Annotated in this window: 16 protein-coding genes; 1 reads left to right on the top strand and 15 read right to left on the bottom strand. The window is 50.9% G+C overall.

Annotated features, from left to right (window positions below; translation table 11 throughout):
- Positions 1–6: 6 nt before the first annotated feature.
- The 4 genes from mukB to cmoM are packed head-to-tail and all read right to left on the bottom strand — an operon-like array spanning position 7 to position 7,271.
- A complete protein-coding gene (gene mukB, locus GE278_07670) occupies positions 7–4,458 on the bottom strand; it encodes a chromosome partition protein MukB (protein ID QLK60648.1) in 4,452 nt (1,483 codons plus the stop codon).
- Positions 4,455–5,186, bottom strand: a complete 732-nt coding sequence (gene mukE / locus GE278_07665) for a chromosome partition protein MukE (GenBank protein QLK60647.1) — start codon at positions 5,184–5,186, stop codon at positions 4,455–4,457. The genes mukB and mukE overlap by 4 nt, the downstream gene beginning before the upstream one ends.
- On the bottom strand, positions 5,167–6,489 hold the full coding sequence (gene mukF, locus GE278_07660; protein ID QLK60646.1) for a chromosome partition protein MukF: 1,323 nt from the start codon (positions 6,487–6,489) through the stop codon (positions 5,167–5,169). The genes mukE and mukF overlap by 20 nt, the downstream gene beginning before the upstream one ends.
- A complete protein-coding gene (cmoM, locus tag GE278_07655) occupies positions 6,486–7,271 on the bottom strand; it encodes a tRNA uridine 5-oxyacetic acid(34) methyltransferase CmoM (GenBank protein QLK60645.1) in 786 nt (261 codons plus the stop codon). Before cmoM ends, mukF begins: the two co-directional genes overlap by 4 nt.
- Positions 7,272–7,439: 168 nt before the next feature.
- Between cmoM and elyC the strand changes: the two genes are divergently transcribed.
- The gene (gene elyC / locus GE278_07650; GenBank protein ID QLK60644.1) at positions 7,440–8,219 is read left to right on the top strand and encodes an envelope biogenesis factor ElyC; all 780 of its coding nucleotides are present in this window, start codon (positions 7,440–7,442) and stop codon (positions 8,217–8,219) included.
- Position 8,220: 1 nt separating this feature from the next.
- On the opposite strand, the gene GE278_07645 is transcribed toward elyC, so the two are convergent.
- The 11 genes from GE278_07645 to rpsA all read right to left on the bottom strand — a co-directional run bounded on the left by GE278_07645 (position 8,221) and on the right by rpsA (position 20,317).
- Positions 8,221–9,114, bottom strand: a complete 894-nt coding sequence (locus GE278_07645) for a phosphotransferase (GenBank protein QLK60643.1) — start codon at positions 9,112–9,114, stop codon at positions 8,221–8,223.
- A 188-nt stretch (positions 9,115–9,302) separates the two neighbouring features.
- Positions 9,303–10,052 carry a 3-deoxy-manno-octulosonate cytidylyltransferase gene (gene kdsB / locus GE278_07640; protein QLK60642.1) on the bottom strand — a complete coding sequence of 250 codons (750 nt, stop codon included), beginning with the start codon at positions 10,050–10,052 and terminating at the stop codon, positions 9,303–9,305.
- A complete protein-coding gene (locus tag GE278_07635) occupies positions 10,049–10,231 on the bottom strand; it encodes a hypothetical protein (GenBank protein ID QLK60641.1) in 183 nt (60 codons plus the stop codon). The genes kdsB and GE278_07635 overlap by 4 nt, the downstream gene beginning before the upstream one ends.
- Positions 10,232–10,603: 372 nt before the next feature.
- On the bottom strand, positions 10,604–11,830 hold the full coding sequence (locus GE278_07630) for a hypothetical protein (GenBank protein QLK60640.1): 1,227 nt from the start codon (positions 11,828–11,830) through the stop codon (positions 10,604–10,606).
- A gap of 96 nt (positions 11,831–11,926) precedes the next feature.
- Complete coding sequence (locus GE278_07625) at positions 11,927–12,139, bottom strand: cold-shock protein (GenBank protein QLK60639.1); 213 nt, start codon at positions 12,137–12,139, stop codon at positions 11,927–11,929.
- Between the two features lie 262 nt (positions 12,140–12,401).
- The gene (locus GE278_07620) at positions 12,402–12,611 is read right to left on the bottom strand and encodes a cold-shock protein (GenBank protein ID QLK60638.1); all 210 of its coding nucleotides are present in this window, start codon (positions 12,609–12,611) and stop codon (positions 12,402–12,404) included.
- Positions 12,612–12,965: 354 nt separating this feature from the next.
- Positions 12,966–13,955, bottom strand: coding sequence for a tetraacyldisaccharide 4'-kinase (gene lpxK, locus GE278_07615; GenBank protein ID QLK60637.1), 990 nt, complete (start codon positions 13,953–13,955; stop codon positions 12,966–12,968).
- Positions 13,952–15,700: a lipid A ABC transporter ATP-binding protein/permease MsbA gene (gene msbA / locus GE278_07610; protein ID QLK60636.1), complete on the bottom strand. Its 1,749-nt coding sequence runs from the start codon at positions 15,698–15,700 to the stop codon at positions 13,952–13,954. The genes lpxK and msbA overlap by 4 nt, the downstream gene beginning before the upstream one ends.
- A gap of 38 nt (positions 15,701–15,738) precedes the next feature.
- Complete coding sequence (locus GE278_07605) at positions 15,739–17,982, bottom strand: DNA internalization-related competence protein ComEC/Rec2 (GenBank protein QLK60635.1); 2,244 nt, start codon at positions 17,980–17,982, stop codon at positions 15,739–15,741.
- A gap of 277 nt (positions 17,983–18,259) precedes the next feature.
- Positions 18,260–18,544, bottom strand: a complete 285-nt coding sequence (gene ihfB, locus GE278_07600; GenBank protein QLK60634.1) for an integration host factor subunit beta — start codon at positions 18,542–18,544, stop codon at positions 18,260–18,262.
- A 60-nt stretch (positions 18,545–18,604) separates the two neighbouring features.
- On the bottom strand, positions 18,605–20,317 hold the full coding sequence (rpsA, locus tag GE278_07595) for a 30S ribosomal protein S1 (GenBank protein ID QLK60633.1): 1,713 nt from the start codon (positions 20,315–20,317) through the stop codon (positions 18,605–18,607).
- Positions 20,318–20,368 lie beyond the last annotated feature (51 nt).

The raw sequence follows: 20,368 nt of genomic DNA, 5'->3' as shown, positions 1-20,368 counted from the left end.
AAAGGATCAGGAAATATCAGCTTCTGTATTTGCCAGCACGGGTAATTCAGGTGGCGCAAAACCACGCAGCCCCACGACGTGGACATGTTCATTGTTACCAAACATCTTACGTACCAGTTTGTAGGTGGTGCCTTTTTCCGGGCTAATGTTTTCAGGTGCAGCGATGATTAGCTGCATTTCCAGACGGTCGCATAGCTCGAACAACGTCGCGATGGATTTGGCATCCAGACGCGCCGCTTCATCAAGGAACAACAGACGACAAGGTGAAATATCTTTACCGCGCATACGGCTCGATTCGTCTTCCCAGCTTTGAACCACCATAACCAGAATAGACATACCGGTACCGATAGCCTCACCCGTCGACAGCGCACCACTCTCTGCACGCAGCCAGCCGTCGGAGCCTCGGTTAACTTCCACTTCCATCTCAAGATAGTTGCGGTAGTCCAGCAGCTCTTCACCAATGGTTTGCGGCGTGCGCTGACCCATATCGATTTGCGGATTGAGGCGCTGATACAACTTCGCCAGCGCTTCGGAGAAGGTCAGACGGTTGCTGCTAAACAGATCCTGATGCTGTTCCTGCTGTTCGGAAAGCACATCCAGCAAACCAGCATGAGCTTCGCGCACGTTAACGTTCAGACGAACGCTTTTCACCTGGCCGAATGCCACGGCCTGCAAACCCTGGTTCAGCTGGCGAATACGATTCTGCTCACGCTGAATGGTTTTACGGATGATGTTCGCCACGCTCTTAGAGCTTATCGCCAGTTGTTGTTCCCGGGCAGTCAGTTCTTCCGTCAGGCGACCCAGTTCAATTTCCATCTGTTCGATGGCTTCTACCGGATCATCGGTACGGATAATGTCCTGACGGATGCGTTCACGCAGATGCTGATATACAGCGATATAAAACTGAATTTTGCGTTCCGGACGTTTCGGATCTTCGGACAGGCGCAATACATCACGCAAGTGCTCGTTATCCGACACCGCCAGACGCAGCGCACCCAGTGATTTATCCGACATCGAGCGCAGTTCGTCACCGTCCATGTAAGCCAGTTCACGACGGTGCAGGCGGCGCTCAACTCCGTTATCTTTCACCAGACGCATGACTGCACACCAGCCAGCTTTCGATGTCACCACCTGTTCGCGGCTCTGATGGTAATCACGTTCCAGCTTACGGAGTTTCTTCTGCAGGTTATCCATTTCGGCTTCGCAGAAGGTGATCTGTTTTTCAAGTTGATTGCAGCGTGCACGGTTGGTACTGAGCGCGGCATGCAGTTCATCGCGACGTGTTTTAGCACGCGCTTCAGCATTCGGATCGGCCTGAACGCCGATATCCTGCAATTCCTGCCCCAACTCTTTAAGCATGTCACGCTTGGCATCGAACGAACTCTTAAGCGAGGCGAGAACCTGACTGTATTGCGTGAACTGAGCCTGATGCTGACGCATTTGCTCACGGGCGCGGGTACGTTCCGCTTCCGCATGTTCAAGACGCTGACGCAGCTTGTCGTTCAGGTCAGCGTTTTCATTCAACATGCCGGCAGAGTCGGTGTAGCTGAAATGAGCACGACGCTGAACCACTTCAGTCAGTGCAAAGGCCTGTTGTTTCGCCAGACGCTGCGCGTGCTGCGCCTGCGCGTAATCTTCCTTGAGCTGTTCGTGCTGTTGCGGATCGCTTTGCAGCACTGATACCAGCGGTTCCAGCTTATTCAAAGAAATGCCATGTTGCTGAATGAAACGGGCGGCGTCCTGCGCCTCTTCCATTTCATCACGGATTTCTTCCACACGATCGATCAACGTTTCATCGCACAGCAGTCCAACGCGCGGCTGCAATTTGTTGAGCATGCCAACAGCATCTTTCGCCTGCTCGTACTGCTGACGCTGCTGCTGATTCTGTCCTTCGTGCGCGTTCAATGCACGTTCCAGTTCGCCACGGCGACCACTCAGGGTCCGGATGTCCGCTTCCGGATCGGCATCAAAAGCAACGGCCAGATGGCTGCCGATAAACCGGCTGAAAGCCTGATGCGCACGCTGGATTTTCTGCACGTCAAACGACAGCGTGGCATAACGTTCGGACAGGCTTTCACGTTCTCTATGCAGCGTTTCCAGACGGTTCTCACGTGCCGCACGGCCAAACAATGGCACCTGCGGGAAATGAGAATATCGCCACTGGCGATCGCCGGTTTTTACCAGCACCGCGCCTTGCATTTCATCGACTTCGAAAACGTTGTCATCGAACGATTGCGGATCCCCTTCAATCAGATAAAGATCTTCCGGACAATCGTCCAGACCGTCTAACTGGTCGCGGATAAGCGATAAATCGGGTACCACAATCGCGTGGCGCGACGGACCGTAGAGCGCTGAAAAGTAAGGCGCATCGTCAATGGTCACGTCATCATAAATCTCAGACAGCAGCACACCACCAAAACGCTCTGCCAACGCGATCATGCGGGAGTCTTCAGCCCCACTCGGCTGGCTGAGGCGGGTAATCTGGCCTTCAATGCGACGTTTACGCGCAGCCACTTCGTCACGTTCAACGGTGGTATCGCGCTCGCTTTCCAGCAACTGCTGCATGTACTCAGTCACCTGCTGGCTGTTTTCCAGCGGCTCTTTGCTCTGCTCGCTTAACTGGCTCAGGGCTTCCTGAGCTGCCAGCCAGACTGGCGCGCGGGCAGTCAGTTCGCGGATACGCGCTTGTACCTGCTCCAGCTCCTGACGCATTTCCATGCGACGTTCACTGGCCTGAGATACCACGAGCTGCAATTCTTCGATCTGTACTTCCAGCTCGCGTTGCATTTCGTCCAGATCTTCCGGCTGGACGTCCTGTCCGGTACGTTTGCAAAACTCCTGCAACTGACGCTCAGCGTCCTGTTGCTCACGCAGACGCCCTTCCAGCTCGGACAGTCGCATACGCAGCGGCTCAACGCGCTCTGCCTGGTGCACTTGCGAAGGCCACTCGCGCAGCAGCTCACGCGCGGTTTTCCAGGCATCGCTGCGGCTGACTTCACCGACGATTTTCACCACCAGCTGATAAGCCGTTTCGAACTGGCTGTGAGCAGCTGACGCTACACTCATTTTTTGCTCGAGCATCAGCAGGATATCTGTCGCTTCCTGCTCCTTACTCTGAAAAGTTTCCAGCCATTCTTCGCTGTTCTTCGTGGTCAGATCTGGGATCTGACACAGCTCGCGGGCGCGTTCGAGCGCCTGTAACGCCTGCTGATACTGAATCGCACGGGTCTGTTGAACATCCAGCGCCTGCTGGTAATCCGCCAGCTGGCTTTTCAATTCATCCACTTCCAGCTCGGCCGCTTCAGCCCGGGCTTCGTGCTCGGCGTGCAGCTCACTGGCTTCTGCAACCACTTCGTTCTGCTCTTCCAGACGATAGGTCAGCTCTTCAAGGTCACTTTCGTAACGCTCGATTTTTTCCTGCTGACGCATGGCGGTCTGAACCAGACTCAGATGGTCGCTGGCAGCCTGATAATCGGTTTCCAGATCGCTTTGCGAACCGCCTTGCTCGGCCAGCTCACGCGCCATTTCAACGTGGCGATATTGCTCACTGGACTGCTGTTTACGGCTCGACAGCAATTCGTTACGTAACACCAGTGCGCCATCTAAATATTTACGGCGCTCGTTGGCATGACGCATATAGTCAGCAGCCACGTAGGAGGTCGCTTCAGAAATCAGATGCTTAAACAAATCACGGTCGGATTGCGTAACGCGGATCGCTTCCAGCGTCATGCGGTTTTCACGCAACGCAGCTTCCATATCCTGGAAGGCTTTACGCACGCCGCTGTTCTCCGGCAACAGATAGTCGCGCAGGGAACGGGTGATGGCGCTGGATATCCCACCGTACAACGAGGCTTCAATCAGACGATAGAACTTACTGCGATCAGACGCCGAACGTAGGCGACGTGGGATCACGCCCAGATCGAACATTAGCGCGTGATAATCAGTGATGGAGTTGAACTGCTTAAACTGCACACCTTCCATCGCTTCTACGCGGTCTTTTAATTCCTGCAAAGACAGTACGCGCGCCTGACGCTCTCCGACAGTTTCGGTCAGCATTTCGGTCGGATTTACCGCAACCGGCAGCCCCTGAATAGTGAAAGGCTTGATGTCCACTTTACGATCGCGCCCGGCGATTTGTTGCAGACGAACGCCAACCACAACGCGCTGATGGCGTGAGTTCACGACATCCAGCACCGAGTAACATACGCCAGCACGTAATTTACCGTGCAGACCTTTGTCGCGTGAACCCGAGGTAGCGCCCGCTTCCGTGGTATTACGAAAATGCAGTAAGGTCAGATCGGGGATCAGCGCCGTAACAAAAGCGGCCATGGTGGTGGATTTACCCGCACCATTACCGCCGGATAGCGTAGTGACCAATGAATCCAGGTCAAATGTGCGGGCGAAGAAGCCGTTCCAGTTAACCAGCGTCAGTGAGCGAAATTTACCGCGTTCAATCATTCCTGTTCATCCTCTGCGCTTTCATTTCCTTGCTGCACGGTCTGCGCTTCACCGTCTTCCGGCTCGTCGTTTAATGACAACGCACTGTCTACCGGCATCGCTTCACCGTCACGGATCATCCGCAACTGGGCTTCGCGGGCATCATCGCCGCTGCGAACATCGGCACCGAATCGGAATACCGCTTCGGTAATACGGAATTTGGTACTGTCGACCCCCATGAAAAACACCATGCCCAGACGGCGCAGACGGTTCAGGGAAGTTCTGACTTTATCCTGCAACTTCTGACGGTCTAAATCCGAACCGGTTGAGCGCTGGTTAACGTATTTCAGCAGCTTGTTTTCATCGGCCAGGCTCAGCAATTCGTCATAAAGCTCCTGCTGGGTGAAAATACCTTCGTGCGCCAGACGCTCGGGGCTGAGATACAAGTAGCAGAGAATTTTCCCAACCATCATGTCCAGCTCAGATAAGACCGAACGCGAAATAAGCGTCGTGGAGCGCGGACGTAAATAGAAGAAACCTTCCGGCGCCCGGATCAATTCCACGTGATAGCGGCTGTAAAACAGCTCCATTTCTTCCTGATAGTCCATTAGGAAGGCGTGATTATCCAGTTCATCAATGCCAATATGGCGACCAGAACGTAACTGACTGTCGAGAGCAGGAAACACTGAGTTCGCCAGTGCCTGCGCCAGCTTAGCTGGCATTATATGTTCAATATTTGTCGATGACATGGGCCTGCACCTTGGCTCCGTAATCATTGATTGCCTGCCATTCGGCGTGCAACCCTGAAAAATCTGCTTCAGCCACACCAAGGCGCACAGCCTGGTCGACCACAATTCGCGCGACATCAAAGTGTCGGGCACGCGGATACTGTATGAGGTATTCGCGCATCACCATGCCCAGATTGAGCGGCGTTTTCTGTTGTTGGTAAACTTGTAATGCCTGTTCAATCAATGCCGCAAGTTGTTCGCGGATTTCGTTAAATTCTTCAAATTCGAGATCAGGCGGAAGTTCGCCGGTCACTTCTTCGCTTCGCAGCGCCAGTTCTTCGTCACGCATATCCAGCAGACGGTCCGCATTGGCAAAGGTTAGCGTCCATGGCTGATCGAAATAATTCTGCACCGACTGGCGCAGGCGCTGAGCAAACACGCGATTTTTATCCATGTCGATCGCAGTACGGATAAATTTATGCACGTGACGGTCATAGCCGATCCAAAGATCAATCGCCTGCTGGCCCCAGCTAGTGATACGGTCAAGTTTGTTCTGCAAATCGAAGACCAGTTTGTCGACAAAACTCAGATCCATGTCGATCATCGTGGCGTCCTGAATACGCATTAGATGCGCCTGCAACAAATCACCCGCCGCTTCCAGCGTATCCTGTAACTCACGCAGCGTTCCGGAGGTTTCTGACAAAAGAAGTTCACAACTGGAGATAGCCGCGCGCCAGTCTTTATTGAGCAGACCGGCGATATCGTCTTTCACCCCCTGCTGCTGTTCATCCATGATGCGCTGGGTCATATCGATGCTGTCGAAAATTTCCGCGACGGAGTATTTAAGCGGTGCGTAAACATTGCGATGCCAGTGGAAATCATCGCCGCCTTCGTCAGCGGCGTCGGCCGCACGCTTAAGTTCCTGCGCCACAATCGACAACTGCATAGAGAGACGCAGCGTGGAAAATTCACGCTGACGGATATAATAATCTGAAATGCCGATCGCCAAAGGAGTCAGGCGATAAATGGCATTGCCGTCTGCCAGCTCGCTAACAAAACGGTTGAGCAAACGCTGACGCACCATATCATTGATGGCGTTGTTGGCACGGACGGTGACGGTCTCATTTGTCTGCTCAAAACCTTTGCTGACATGACGAAATGCATCGACCAGTTCACCCTCACTCATTTCCCCATCAAGACGCTCGCTGTTTAATGTGGCAATCGCCAGAAGAAAAGCCAGCCGCTCCGTTGGCAGCGAAATTGAGAAATCATTTTTCCGTGCCCAGGCGACCAGTTCGGGTACAGTCTGGGAAAATTCACTCATAATTCGTCCTTCAGAATGGGTTTGTGCGCCATCACGTGGATGTAACGTCCCAAACTAACAAAAGGTTCCTGACGGCAATAACGCTGTTCCAGCGCCAGAAGCTCGTCAAAATCCTGTTTATGTTGTTGTCTGTTTCGCAAATAATCGTGGAACACTCTAACACCGGTCTTGCCGCTGATCTGCATCCCCAGCTGTTCGAGCCACTGATAAACCTGCGCAGGTTCCAACGGGTGATCGGGTAACAGGGAGCTTTTTTTGATTTTGGGCACACCCGCTTCTACATGACCGAAGTTACCGAGGATCATGTGCCGCATGACCAGACCGTGGATATTGTAAAACATCAGCGATAATGCGCCACCGGGTGCCAGACAATTGACCAGTGCAGCCAGCGCTTCCCGAGGCTCAGCCAGCCATTCGATGACCGCATGGAACAATATCAGATCAACCGGCTGTTCTAAATGTTCTGCGATGTGCTGAGCAGGGCATTGTACAAATTGCATGTTGCCGCTCACACCTTTTTCGATCGCCGCCGCCTGAGCGCGACGGATCATCTCACCTGACAGATCGCACAACAAGACCTGATGTCCTAAAGCGGCCAGTTCGCAGGCCATTTGTCCTTCACCGCCACCCGCATCTAAAATACGCAACGGTCGCTGAGGCAAACTTTTCATCAACCCCTGCAGATCCTGACCCAGCACAGCCTGACGGATACGTCCCTTCGTTGTGCCGTAGATATTGCGCGAGAATTTTTCGGCGATATCGTCAAAATTACGATCCTGCATGAAGTGATACCTGTTCGCGGTTGAGCATTTTGCTGGAGACATACCTGCTGAATAATTCATAGTACAGCTATGTGGCTGCTATTTTGGCACAGGCAGACATAGAATAAATCATCCTGACGCGGAATCACGCCCGGATGTCGTTTTTTCACCCAAAAGGACCGGTTTCCAATGTTGTTTATCCTTAAAAAGACCGTGGGCGGCCTGTTGCTCCCCTTGCCGTTTATTTTGCTGATCATGGCAGTTGCGCTGGTGTTGCTGTGGATGACCCGCTGGCAGAGAACCGGAAAAGTCTGTTTTTCGCTGAGTTGGCTCTTGTTACTGCTGCTGAGCCTGCAACCGGTCGCTGACAGTCTGCTGCGTCCGATAGAATCAGAATATCCGACGTATCAGCCACAGGCACATCCGCCGGTGAAATTCATCGTGGTACTCGGCGGTGGCTATACATTCAATCCTGACTGGGCACCCAGTTCGAACTTGATCAGCAACAGCCTGCCACGCGTAACAGAAGGGATCCGAATTTACCGTGCTAATCCGGGGGCAAAACTGATCTTTACTGGTGGCCCTGCGATGACCAATCCAGTCAGCAGCGCAGCGGTTGCTGGAAAAGTGGCGGAAAGTTTAGGCGTGCCGGAGAGCGACATCTTGTTGCTGGATAAACCAAAGGATACCCAGGAGGAATCAAAGCAAGTTAAGGCGCTGATCGGGGAGCAGCCATTCGTGCTGGTCACCTCGGCCAGTCATCTGCCGCGCGCGATGATTTTCTTCCATCAGCAAGGTCTGTCGCCGATACCTGCTCCGGCTAACCAGCTGGCTATTGACTCTCCGCTCAATCCCTGGGAAAGAGCATTGCCACAGGCCTTGTATTTATCTCACAGCGAGCGCGCATGGTATGAAACTTTAGGTCGCGGATGGCAGTGGTTAACCGGACGCAAGGCTACGGCAGACTGACTTAATTCAGCCACGGCAGCAATTGTTGCCGTGCATAATCAAACTGACGTCGATCAAGCTTACCGGTGTGAATCAGATGCGCCACCGATTCCCAGACCAGATAAAGCCAGCGACGGACAAGGAAGGTGTCCGAAACAGGCGCTTTCTGCAAATAGCTGAACAGCAGCTGTTCACTCATGCCCTTTTCCCACAAACGGAACATATCAAACTCACGCGGTGCCCACAGCACGGTGCCGGGATTGATCATCGCCAATAACTGATCGCTGCGCGGATCTTTGAGCATGCTGCGCAGCGAAAGATTGCCGTGAACCAGCACTGGCGTATCGTCAAACCCATCAAACATGGCATCCAGGCACTGGCGCGAGCGGAATAACAGCGTGCGGTCCTCAGGCGTAAGTTCCGGTGCCTGTAAGTTCGACAATGTGGCCCATAACACTTCTACACGCTGCGGATACCAGTTTGCCCAGCGATTCTCCTGGGTACTGTCAACCGAGCCTACGCAGCCATGGCTGTCGATGCGGTGCCAGGCCAGCATCGCTTCAACGATTTGATCCTGTAATACCTGCCAGCGCTCAGGCGTTCGCGTCGGCGCTTCCGCCGAAACGCCCCGAAGGCGTTCTATCAGCAAAATTTCCTGATAAGGTTTCTGGTGCGTCGTCACCATGCCGTAAACCGTCGGCACGCGCACCACGCCTTCGCGCGCCAGCATCGAGAGTTTGTAAGCCTCTTGTCCGGCAATGCCAAGACAGGTAAAGCTTTTCGCCATCAGCGGCATTGCGTAGCCCTGCTCATCATAAAGTGAAAAAAGATGAGCATAAGGTTGTTCACTGACGCACTCCAGCCGGGATAAACGCTCGCCCAGTACAATACTTAATTCGGCTTTTAGCTGTTCCATAAGGTGTTCGCTTTGACGAAATGAGTGGCTGTTATGATGAAAGCTTCAAGGCAGGAATACCCCGTTTCAGATCAAACAAAAACCGGATAGTCGAAAGAGAGAAAGGGAGAGATCACGCAAAAAGAAATGAAATTCATGTAAATCAGGAAAGAGTAAACGGAATGCGCTGGCATTCCGTTTGGGAATCATCAGCGACTCAAAATTGCGCGAACACGTTCCAAATCTTCCGGCGTATCGACCCCGACCGAAGGAATGGCTTTCGCTACGCCCACGTGTATTTTTTCACCGTACCACAGCACTCGCAGTTGTTCGAGGAGTTCGATATGTTCTAACTCGCTCGGCTCCCACTTAACATACTGGCGGATAAACCCGGCGCGATAGGCGTAGATACCAATGTGGCGAAGGAATACATCGCCAATGGTCTCTTTTGATAATGCAAAGCGCTCACGTTCCCAGGGAATTGCCGCCCGGGAAAAATACATTGCGTAGCCCTGTGCATTGCGCACAACTTTCACTGCATTTGGGTTGAACGCTTCTTCGGCGGTTTCAATCGGCACGGCCAGCGTGGACATTCCCGCTTCACTGTTAGCCAGATTTTCAGCCACCTGACAGATAATGACCGGCGGGATTAACGGTTCATCCCCTTGCACGTTAACGATAATTTCATCATCGGCAAACTGGCATAATTCGATCACTTCGGCCAGACGCTCAGTCCCTGACTGATGATCCGCCCGCGTCAGGCAGACTTCACCGCCGGCGGCTTCAACGGCTTTAATAACATCAGGGTGATCGGTCGCAACGATAACGCGCTTAGCCCCGGACTCTAACGCACGCTCCATGACATGAACAACCATCGGCTTACCATTGATATCCGCCAGAGGTTTACCCGGCAAACGGCTCGAACCATAACGAGCAGGAATGATAGCAATAAAACTCATGGATGCGTCTCATCAACAGAAAGTGGGCGGGCCTCGTTTTCTAATAAAACGGGAATGCCATCCCGGACGGGATACGCCAGGCTGTCCGCTTTGCAGACCAGTTCCTGTGACTCTTTATTGAAGTACAACTTTCCGTTGCACACAGGGCAGGCAACGATTTCAAGTAAACGGTGATCCATAAAATTCTCCCGGAGGCGAATACGCCCGTTATCAGTGTGGCGCAGCGCGAAAATGTATTGGAAAACACAATACGACGGTGCCAGAGAATAGCATAACCGCCTTATCAGCGTTAATGCTCACATACTCAAAGGGAGGTAGAGAGAGACCGAAATGTAACGATAAAATTTTCACCTTGTGATGATTGCGTTACAGACAGCGGCGGAGTAGAATTTTTTGTGAGATACATCACATAAATAACTTTCGATACGAGTACTGAAATGAAAACCATTAACAAAATCATCGCAATGTTCGCAAACTTCTGCAATTAACATTGTGTGACACCTGCAATCATCGTGAATCAACGGCTGCCTGAGGCAGCCGTTTTTACTTTTTCAGCTTAACAGCCATCCGGCGTTCCAGTAATCTATTAACAAATCAGGAATTTTTCCGACACTCACCTGCTCGGCCCCTTGCCATAATGCAAAACGATTCACAGCACCAGTAATATCCTGCACCCGTCGGGACGTTATTTTTGTACCTGGTTCCAGATGCAAATTTTTGACCTCAAGGATTTTTTCCTTGCGATGCATTTTGGCATCAATACGGCCTATGAGTTCGCCGCGTTGTAAAATAGGTAAGGTGAAATAGCCATACTGACGTTTCACTTCGGGCGTATAACATTCGATCCGATAGTCAAAGTTAAACAACGTCGATGCACGCTTGCGGTCCCACACCACGGGGTCAAAAGGCGACAACAGCGTGGTCACGGTTGAAGAAATGCCAGAATCAAGTGCCTGCTGTAACAGCGGCCATTGCTGCTGGTGCACATAAAAAACGCCCTCCAGTCCGTCAACTTCAACGGGCGTAATTTCCTTATACGCCAGCAACTGCGCAATCACCTTTTTAGTATCGACACGCTTAAGTCGGTAATAATCCGCCAGCCATTCCGCTTTGAATAAGCCGAGACATTGCGCTGACCTTCTGAGCATTTGAAATTCTGCTGCTTCCTGAGTCAACGCCTGTGTCGCATCATCCCAGCCGGGCTTAACACGTTCAGCCAGATCATAGACCCGGTGAAAATTACGCCTTTCAGCGACCATCAGCTTGCCCGACGTGAACAGGGTTTCCAGATGCTTTTTATGCGGCTTCCAGTCCCACCAGCCGCTGTTTGATTTCTTTTCCGCACTAAAATCCGCTGATCGAACAGGGCCATTCTCAGCAATATGGACCAGTAATGCCTGAATATCATTCTGATGCTCATCGAACCATGTCTGCGAGAATTTCCATCCCATTTTTTCTGGATTCAGCATGCGGTGGCGCAGCAGGCCGTAATCTTCGCTGGGGATAAAACAGGCCTCATGCGCCCAGTATTCGAAAATTTTACCCGCTGAAAGCGCCTCTTCCAGCCACTGAGCTGAATAATTGCCAAGCCGGCTGAATAACACCAGATACGGACTACGGGCAACCACGCTTATTGTGTCGATCTGCAACAACCCCATAGTGCGGATTGCCTGCACAACATCGTCGGCAGACGGTTTTTTGATCCGAGGTTTATGAAGGTTTTGAGCAGACAAATGTAGGGTGCGGGCTGAAACGAGAGAAATAACCGGGTGAGACATATCGGTATCCATGGCAGCAAATAAACTGTGGATACCGATAGCATATTTTTACCGGAGCGTAAAATTCAGCTCAACGGGGAATAACAAAATTCAGACTCAGAACGCGATAACGTCAGCCGCTGAAGGGCCGTGCGCTACGCTGCGGTACGTAGTGAATTCGACACGTTGACCGGCACTCAGGGATTTATTTTTGGTATTCGCAATGGAAGTACGCTGAACATAAATCTCAGAAGAACCGTCGAGCGGGCAAATAAAACCATAGCCTTTAGCCTGGTTGTACCATTTAACTAAACCCATTTTTAACATCATAATTTCTATCCTTTCTTTTGGGCATCCATGAACACACTTTTTTATTATTGTTCGGATGCGTTTGCCCATTTCTAAGTTTATTTTTTTATAAAAAACCTCTAATGAGCGAATTTGTTTCAACGATTATTTTTACTACTTTTACGACGCGATCTTCACGCCGTATTTAACTTTACAGACATTAAAAACCCGCCATCCGGCGGGCTTTACTCTGCTGATATGAATAACGGGTAACGTTGTTTCATATCATCACGTTAGCCTCTTATCAGAGAGCAATAACGTTAGCAGCAGCAGGACCGCGCGGGCTATCCTGAATGGTGTATTCTACACGCTGACCTTCGGCCAGAGTTTTGAAACCATCGGTCGCGATTGCAGAGAAATGTACGAAGACATCTTTACCGCCATCAGTCTGCTCAATAAAACCAAAACCTTTGCTTTCATTGAACCACTTAACCTGACCCATTTTCTTAGACATGTTTAAAACCTTTTTTTACGAAATATAAAATCCTGCCATCCGGCAATGTTGGCCAATAGTTCAGACAATTACTTATGGGGAGGACTTAGAAGGTTCGTCTTGGAAGCGGAATCATCGGGAAAGAGATAACGTCTGGGAGGAACTGCTTTACTCTACACTCATACATAAATAGCGCTGCAACACAGGCTGCACGCATTAACTCACACCCCTGAAATAATAGCAAGCGATGTACTGAAACAATCGTTATGATTCTCTAAATAAAGATAAATAGTCTATATAAATCATGCAGTTTAAATTCAAAAAAAATACGTAAAATTTGGCCAGGAAAGGTGGCGCAAGTGAGTTTAAGGCAAATCAATGCGATTTTTTAAGAATGAGATCAGTGATTCTTTGCAGTAATTTCTCAGCAACTCTACCCTGAATTTTTGCTTCAACGGGTAAATACCACCAGTTGGCTTGCGCAAAATTACGGCATTTCACGGCGTCTTTTTCGGTCATCAGAAGCGTTTGATCCGACTGAGCCAATCCAGAAAGCTGCTCAATCTGATAGGCCTTATGGTCCGCAAAAGCGATCTCTTTTTGCAACGGCAGCCCCAATTGTTTCAGCGTGGCAAAAAAACGTGGTGGATGCCCTATTCCGGCCATTGCCACCACATTACGCAATGTTGATGCATCGCGCTGTTCACCCGTCAACAGATTGACGGCTTTACCAGGCTGTAAAACCATCGCCATCTCACCTGTTTCCGCAGTGCCACCGTTAGTAATGATGGCGTCCACGGAGCGCAGACGGGACGCACGTTCACGCATAGGACCAGCCGGTAACCAGTGACCATTGCCAAAACGCCTCACACCATCCACGACGACAATTTCGACATCCCGCTTAAGTGCGTAATGCTGTAAACCATCGTCGGTAATGATCACATCTAACTCATGTTCAGCAAGTAACGCCTTAACCGCGTCAGAACGCAGCGGTGACACCGCAACCGGCGCCCCCGTCCGCTGATAAATCAGCACTGGCTCATCACCAGCCTGCGCTGTCGTCGAGCTTTCAGACAGCACCAGCGGATAGTGCGTTGATTTCCCACCGTAGCCGCGTGATACCACGCCAACGCGGAATCCATGCAGTTGCAGCGTTTCCACCAGCCAGATCACCACCGGCGTTTTACCGTTACCTCCAGCGGTCAGATTACCGACCACCACAACGGGCACAGGTGCCCGCCAGCTTTTTTTTAGCCCTGATTTATAGCTGTAACGGATGATCGTGGCGATCAGTCCATACAGCCATGAAAGTGGCAGAAGTAACCAATAAAGCAGTGACTGACCTGACCAGATGCGCTCAATCATTGGCCAAACTGCATCCGGTAAAGCTGTGAGTAAACGCCACGCTCTTCCAGCAGGACCGAATGAGAACCACGTTCAACAATGCGTCCGTCTTCAATCACCAAAATTTCATCGGCTTTTTCAATGGTAGACAACCGATGCGCAATCACCAGTGAGGTACGGTTTTTCTGTAACTCATCAAGAGCGGCCTGAATTGCACGCTCAGATTCTGTATCCAGCGCCGAGGTAGCCTCATCGAGGATCAGGATTGGCGAATCACGCAGCAATGCGCGGGCAATGGCAATACGCTGACGTTGACCGCCGGAAAGCAGCACACCATTCTCGCCGATAACGGTATCCAGCCCCTGATCCATCTTGCCGATGAAGTCCATGGCATACGCCATAGTCGCCGCTTTTTCGATTTCTTCGCGGGAATAGATGTCAGTACGGGCGTAAGCGATGTTATTGGCGATGGTATCGTTGAACAGGTGGACATTCTGGGAAACCAGCGCCACCTGATCGCGCAATGAAGACAATGTGTACTCACGCAGATCATGACCATCCATCAGGATTTGTCCTTCCTGGATATCATAGAAACGCGTCAGCAGGTTGGCGATGGTCGATTTACCTGAACCAGAACGCCCTACCAGTGCCACGGTTTTTCCTTCAGGCAAGCTGAAGGAAATTTCACGCAGTGCAGGAATGTCGCGACCCGGATAAGTGAAGGTAACATTTTTGAATTCAACGTCGCCTTTAGCGCGCTTCACTTCCAGTTTCCCTTCGTCTTTCTCCTGCTCCATATCCAGAATAGAGAACAGTGTCTGGCAGGCAGCCATACCGCGCTGGAACTGGGAATTCACGTTCGTCAGGGATTTCAACGGGCGCATCAGGGCGATCATCGATGAGAACACCACGGTGATCGTACCGGCACTCAGCGTTTCCATCACGGACGGGAAGCTTGCGGCATAGAGCACGAATGCCAGAGCCAGAGAAGCAATCAGCTGAATGATAGGGTCTGAAATTGAAGAAGCAGAGACCATACGCATGCCTTGCTGACGCATACGGTTACTGACTTTATCAAAGCGCTGAGTTTCGACTTTCTGACCACCAAAGATAAGCACTTCTTTGTGGCCTTTCAGCATCTGCTCGGCGCTGGTCGTAACTTGCCCCATGGTGTTCTGCATGGATTTACTGATGTTACGAAAACGTTTTGACACCACGCGGATAACAACAGAAACGATCGGCGCAATCACCAGCAGGATCACTGACAGCTGCCAGCTGTAGTAGAACATCATGATGAACAACCCGATAATCGACGCCCCTTCACGCACCACAGTAACCAGCGCGCTGGAGGAAGACGAAGCAACCTGCTCGGAGTCGTAAGTAATACGCGAGAGCAAGGTACCGGTAGACTGTTGGTCAAAGAAAGCGACAGGCATTCTCATCATATGGCCGAACAGACGGCGGCGCATATGCATGACCACTTTGCCTGAAACCCATGAGATACAGTAACTTGAAATATATCCGCTGACGCCACGTACAATCATCAGGCCGATAACAACCAGCGGCATCCACAGTAAAATTGAGCGGTCGGCTTTACCAAACCCGTCATCAAGCAGTGGCTTCAGCAAAGACAGCATGAATGTATCACTGGCGGCGTTGGCAACCAGTGCAATAGCCGCAGCAATCAGCCCGGCCTTAAAAGGTGTGATCATCGGCCATAGGCGACGGAATGTCTGCCACGTGGAGAGATCTTTATCGTTCATCATGCAATATCAACCAGCATCGAAAGAAATAGCGGTCTATTCTACTCATTATCTTCTGATACTCCAAACCGGTGGTGGTACCAACGGGGGATTAATTGCTCACGTAAGCCCTTAATTGCCCAATAATCGTTATAAATGAAGATACTCAGCTGGCCTGATACAGAGGTGGAATGCCAGTCATAGCGGGCTTTGATGTATCTGCTAACAACTTTATGCGCCGGAAGATGCCATTTATTAAATCGCGCTGCCGATGCCATTGCCATTACCGGCTGAACGGCCCGCAGGAAAGGGGGGGAAGAGGACGTATTGCTGCCGTGATGTGGCACCTGAAGCCAAGTGGACTGTAACCCCTTTCGCTCCTTTTTGATTAACGCTTTTTCGGTACCGGCCTCAATATCCCCCGTCAACAGCAAACTGAAAGTGCCGTCATCAACGCGAATAACACAACTGTCATCATTACGTGCATCCGTCGTCGACTTCAACGGCCACAAAATGTTGAAGTTAAGCCCTTCCCACTTCCAGTGTTCTCCGGCAATACAAGAGAGATGCCCCGCAGAGTAGGAACTGTCACGCAGACTCGCTTTCGGATACATCGCCTGTAAAATTTCGAGCCCTCCACGGTGATCCATATCATCATGACTAATGATTATCTGCTCTAACCGGATATTCCTCCCGCGCAGCAGTGGTGCAATATTTTGCTCAGCCGCCGAGCCCCCTTCCCAGCGATTGCCGGTATCGTAAAGAATTCCTTTACCATTTTTGCTGATAAGCACCGATAGCCCATGCCCGACATCCAGCATATCCACCCGCCAGCGCTCAGGTGCCATGCGAGTGACCCAACACAGAGAGACCACGCCTAATGAAATCAGCAACGATAAGCGATGCCTGATGTCGCTCATTCGCCAAAAAAGAACGGCCAGCCAGCCTGTGAAACTGATGATCAAGAAGGATCCCGCCAGTGTAAACCAGCTGTCTGAAAAGGATTTAACGCCCCACATCGCCAGGCTAAGGGTGTGATCCGCCATTTTCCAAAAGATGATTTGCATCCCTGACATCCAGCCAGAAGGGAATAAATTGAAGATTAGAAGCATCAGGACTAACGGAACAGTCACCATCGACACAATCGGAACCGCCCACATGTTTGCCAGAAATGACGATGGATTCAGGCCATGAAAAATCGCGACCTGTAAGGGTAACAGAAGCAGCGTCATACCCGCCTGAAGATGCCCCCAGCGTAAGAAAAACCAATACCAGTCATGCTGAAAACGTGCAGATAACGGCATCCATTGAAACCAGAAAACCAGCGACCCTACGGCAAAGCAAGACAGCCAGAAACTGTCCGAAAGAATATTCATCGGGTCAGCCAATAATAATAACGCGACGCCCCACAACCAGACCTGCCATGGATGGCAACTTATACGAAAAAACCTCAGCATAATCCACAGCGAGACTGCCAGCGCGGCGCGTAATGCGGGGGCATTACAACCTGAAAGCCAGGTATACATCAGCAGAAATATCTCGCTGACCAGTAAAGGAAAGCGGTAGTCAATCTGCTTTACTGGCAGGAAAAACTGCATTCCCCGCGCCACCCACCAGCCAAATAAGGCAGCAATACCAATGTGCAGACCTGAAATCGCCACGAGATGAGCGACGCCGGTTCTTTGCAGTAAAATTTTCTCATCACCATTAATTAATCCCTTCTCACCAAAAGCTAAGGCAATAAGCACCGGCGTATTCGCCAGTTCAGGCATTGCAGCTTGTACGCGATGGATGAATTGCTGGCGGAACGTGCTCCCGCCCTCCAACATTTCGCCTTGCCGGATCGTCGCCGTCAGCGGTGCATGTTGCGCCAGCGCCCAGCGTTGGGCATCGAATCCCCCTTCATTCAACAGGCTGTGAACAGGACGGAGGCTGGCGATAAATTTCCACTTTTGTCCTGCAGAGAGAGGGGTTTCTGCACCTCCCCATTTGGCACGAAATAGCACCACGGGGAAAATTTGCTTTCCATCTACCTTTTCAATTTTGAAAAACTGAGATTTTGCATCGCCCTGCCCCAGATTAATGCTCTGCACGCTAGCGATAACCTCACGATTGGCGCCCACAAGCGTGAGCGTCTGCTCAATCATGCTACTGCCCTGCATGCTGGCCCAGGCGAAACTCAGCAAAGCGATCATCGCCAGCCTGATTATCTTTCGATGTGAGCCCCATAGTATCCATACGAAAAGGCATACCACCACAAGCCACAGATTCGAGGGAAGTTGAGCAATAAACACCAACGGCGTCATACCCGCAATGACCGCGACAGCGACCTCGTCCAATGAGATTTTGATGGCATTCCCTCTGCGTTCATCATACGACCACCTTGGTCAGATTCTGGCAGGAGTATGGTATTGAGATTAATAGGGGACAAGCAGAAGAACGACGGAATGCGGGACGTTACGCAAATAAGGGACAGAGATTGAGGAATTAATTTAGAGAATTTAAAGCAAAAAAAACGGCGCCTTAAAAAGGCACCGTTTTAGCATTCGCTATAGGCAGTCATTCACGATTCAGGCCGAAACCTTAACCATAAATGTTCGCGCGATCACGCAGCTCTTTGCCCGGCTTGAAGTGAGGGACATACTTGCCATCCAGCTCAACTTTGTCGCCAGTTTTAGGGTTGCGCCCAACACGCGGAGCACGGTAGTGAAGAGAAAAACTGCCAAACCCACGGATCTCGATGCGTTCACCATCAGCCAAGGTTGCAGCCATATGTTCAAGCATCTCTTTCACTGCATCCTCAACGGCTTTCGCCGGGATATGAGAGTGCTGGCCAGCAAGTCTTTCAATAAGTTCAGACTTGGTCATAGTACCTCCAAGCTTTGCAGCTAAACTACCGTATCGGGGCGGCAGAACCGCCCCCCGTCATTACTCGCCTTTTGCCGCTTTGAACGCTTCAGCCATAGCGTTAGAGAAGTTGCTTTCTTCTGCTGGTTTGTTGTTAACCACAGCGATTGCATCTTTCTCATCTGCTTCGTCCTTAGCACGGACGGAGAGGCTTACTACGCGGTTCTTACGATCAACACCGGTGAATTTAGCTTCAACTTCATCACCAACGCTCAGAACCAGAGTTGCGTCTTCAATACGGTCGCGAGAAGCTTCTGAAGCGCGCAGGTAACCTTCTACGCCGCCAGCTAATTCAACTGTAGCACCTTTGGCGTCAACTGCAGTGACTTTACCAGTAACAATAGTACCTTTCTTGTTAACAGACAGGTAGTTATTGAATGGATCTTCAGCCAGTTGCTTCACGCCCAGGGAGATACGTTCACGTTCTGCGTCAACCTGCAGGACCACAGCTGCGATTTCGTCGCCTTTTTTGTATTCACGTACTGCTTCTTCGCCTGCAACGTTCCAGGAGATGTCAGACAGGTGAACCAGGCCGTCGATGCCGCCGTCCAGACCGATGAAGATACCGAAGTCAGTGATTGACTTGATTTTACCTTCAACACGGTCGTTTTTGTTGTGGGTTTCGGCAAACAGCTGCCATGGGTTAGATTTGCATTGTTTCAGGCCCAGGGAGATACGACGACGTTCTTCGTCGATGTCCAGAACCATAACTTCAACAACATCACCCACGTTAACAACTTTAGATGGGTGGATGTTTTTGTTAGTCCAATCCATTTCAGAAACGTGAACCAGACCTTCAACGCCTTCTTCGATCTCTACGAAGCAGCCATAATCAGTCAGGTTGGTAACGCGACCAGTCAGTTTAGTACCTTCTGGGTAACGCTTAGCGATAGCAACCCATGGATCTTCACCCAGCTGTTTCAAGCCAAGGGATACACGAGTACGTTCACGGTCAAATTTCAGAACTTTAACAGTGATTTCGTCGCCCACATTGACGATTTCGCTTGGGTGTTTAACACGTTTCCAAGCCATATCAGTGATGTGCAACAGGCCATCAACGCCGCCCAGATCAACGAATGCACCGTAGTCAGTAAGGTTCTTAACGATACCTTTAACTTCCATGCCTTCCTGCAGGTTTTCCAGCAGCTGATCGCGCTCTGCGCTGTTCTCAGACTCAATTACTGCACGACGGGAAACAACAACGTTGTTGCGTTTCTGGTCCAGTTTGATGACTTTGAACTCAAGATCTTTGCCTTCGAGATGCAGCGTGTCGCGAACAGGACGAACGTCTACCAGTGAACCTGGCAGGAACGCACGGATACCGTTCAGCTCAACAGTGAAACCGCCTTTAACTTTACCGTTGATAACACCGGTAACAGTTGCAGATTCTTCGTAAGCTTTTTCCAGCGTGATCCAAGCTTCATGACGTTTAGCTTTTTCACGGGACAGCAGAGTTTCACCGAAGCCGTCTTCGACAGCGTCCAGCGCAACATCAACTTCGTCGCCAACCTGGATTTCCAGTTCGCCCTGTGCGTTTTTGAATTGTTCTGCCGGGATTGCAGACTCAGATTTCAGACCGGCGTCAACCAGTACGATATCTTTGTCGATGGACACAACAACACCACGAACGATGGAACCAGGACGGGTTTCGATTGTTTTTAAGGATTCTTCAAAGAGTTGAGCAAAAGATTCAGTCATGTTGTTAATCTTTAGGTTCTTAAGTTTAACGTCCATCTGGCGTCCTGCTGGATGGGGTTGTTTCAAATGCCCCGCTACAGATCCTTG

The organism is Enterobacteriaceae bacterium Kacie_13 (assembly GCA_013457415.1).
GTDB lineage: Bacteria > Pseudomonadota > Gammaproteobacteria > Enterobacterales > Enterobacteriaceae > Rahnella.
This window is presented reverse-complemented; position numbering and strand designations above follow the sequence as displayed.

Bases quoted from the DNA above. Each gene is read 5' to 3' on its own strand.
- rpsA (QLK60633.1), bottom strand. From the start codon at position 20,317: ATGGACGTTAAACTTAAGAACCTAAAGATTAACAACATGACTGAATCT.
- GE278_07605 (QLK60635.1), bottom strand. From the start codon at position 17,982: ATGACGCCGTTGGTGTTTATTGCTCAACTTCCCTCGAATCTGTGGCTT.
- msbA (QLK60636.1), bottom strand. From the start codon at position 15,700: ATGATGAACGATAAAGATCTCTCCACGTGGCAGACATTCCGTCGCCTA.
- GE278_07645 (QLK60643.1), bottom strand. From the start codon at position 9,114: ATGGAACAGCTAAAAGCCGAATTAAGTATTGTACTGGGCGAGCGTTTA.
- mukF (QLK60646.1), bottom strand. From the start codon at position 6,489: ATGAGTGAATTTTCCCAGACTGTACCCGAACTGGTCGCCTGGGCACGG.
- elyC (QLK60644.1), top strand. From the start codon at position 7,440: ATGTTGTTTATCCTTAAAAAGACCGTGGGCGGCCTGTTGCTCCCCTTG.
- lpxK (QLK60637.1), bottom strand. From the start codon at position 13,955: ATGATTGAGCGCATCTGGTCAGGTCAGTCACTGCTTTATTGGTTACTT.
- cmoM (QLK60645.1), bottom strand. From the start codon at position 7,271: ATGCAGGATCGTAATTTTGACGATATCGCCGAAAAATTCTCGCGCAAT.
- GE278_07635 (QLK60641.1), bottom strand. From the start codon at position 10,231: ATGGATCACCGTTTACTTGAAATCGTTGCCTGCCCTGTGTGCAACGGA.
- mukE (QLK60647.1), bottom strand. From the start codon at position 5,186: ATGTCATCGACAAATATTGAACATATAATGCCAGCTAAGCTGGCGCAG.
- GE278_07625 (QLK60639.1), bottom strand. From the start codon at position 12,139: ATGATGTTAAAAATGGGTTTAGTTAAATGGTACAACCAGGCTAAAGGC.
- kdsB (QLK60642.1), bottom strand. From the start codon at position 10,052: ATGAGTTTTATTGCTATCATTCCTGCTCGTTATGGTTCGAGCCGTTTG.
- GE278_07630 (QLK60640.1), bottom strand. From the start codon at position 11,830: ATGTCTCACCCGGTTATTTCTCTCGTTTCAGCCCGCACCCTACATTTG.
- ihfB (QLK60634.1), bottom strand. From the start codon at position 18,544: ATGACCAAGTCTGAACTTATTGAAAGACTTGCTGGCCAGCACTCTCAT.
- GE278_07620 (QLK60638.1), bottom strand. From the start codon at position 12,611: ATGTCTAAGAAAATGGGTCAGGTTAAGTGGTTCAATGAAAGCAAAGGT.
- mukB (QLK60648.1), bottom strand. From the start codon at position 4,458: ATGATTGAACGCGGTAAATTTCGCTCACTGACGCTGGTTAACTGGAAC.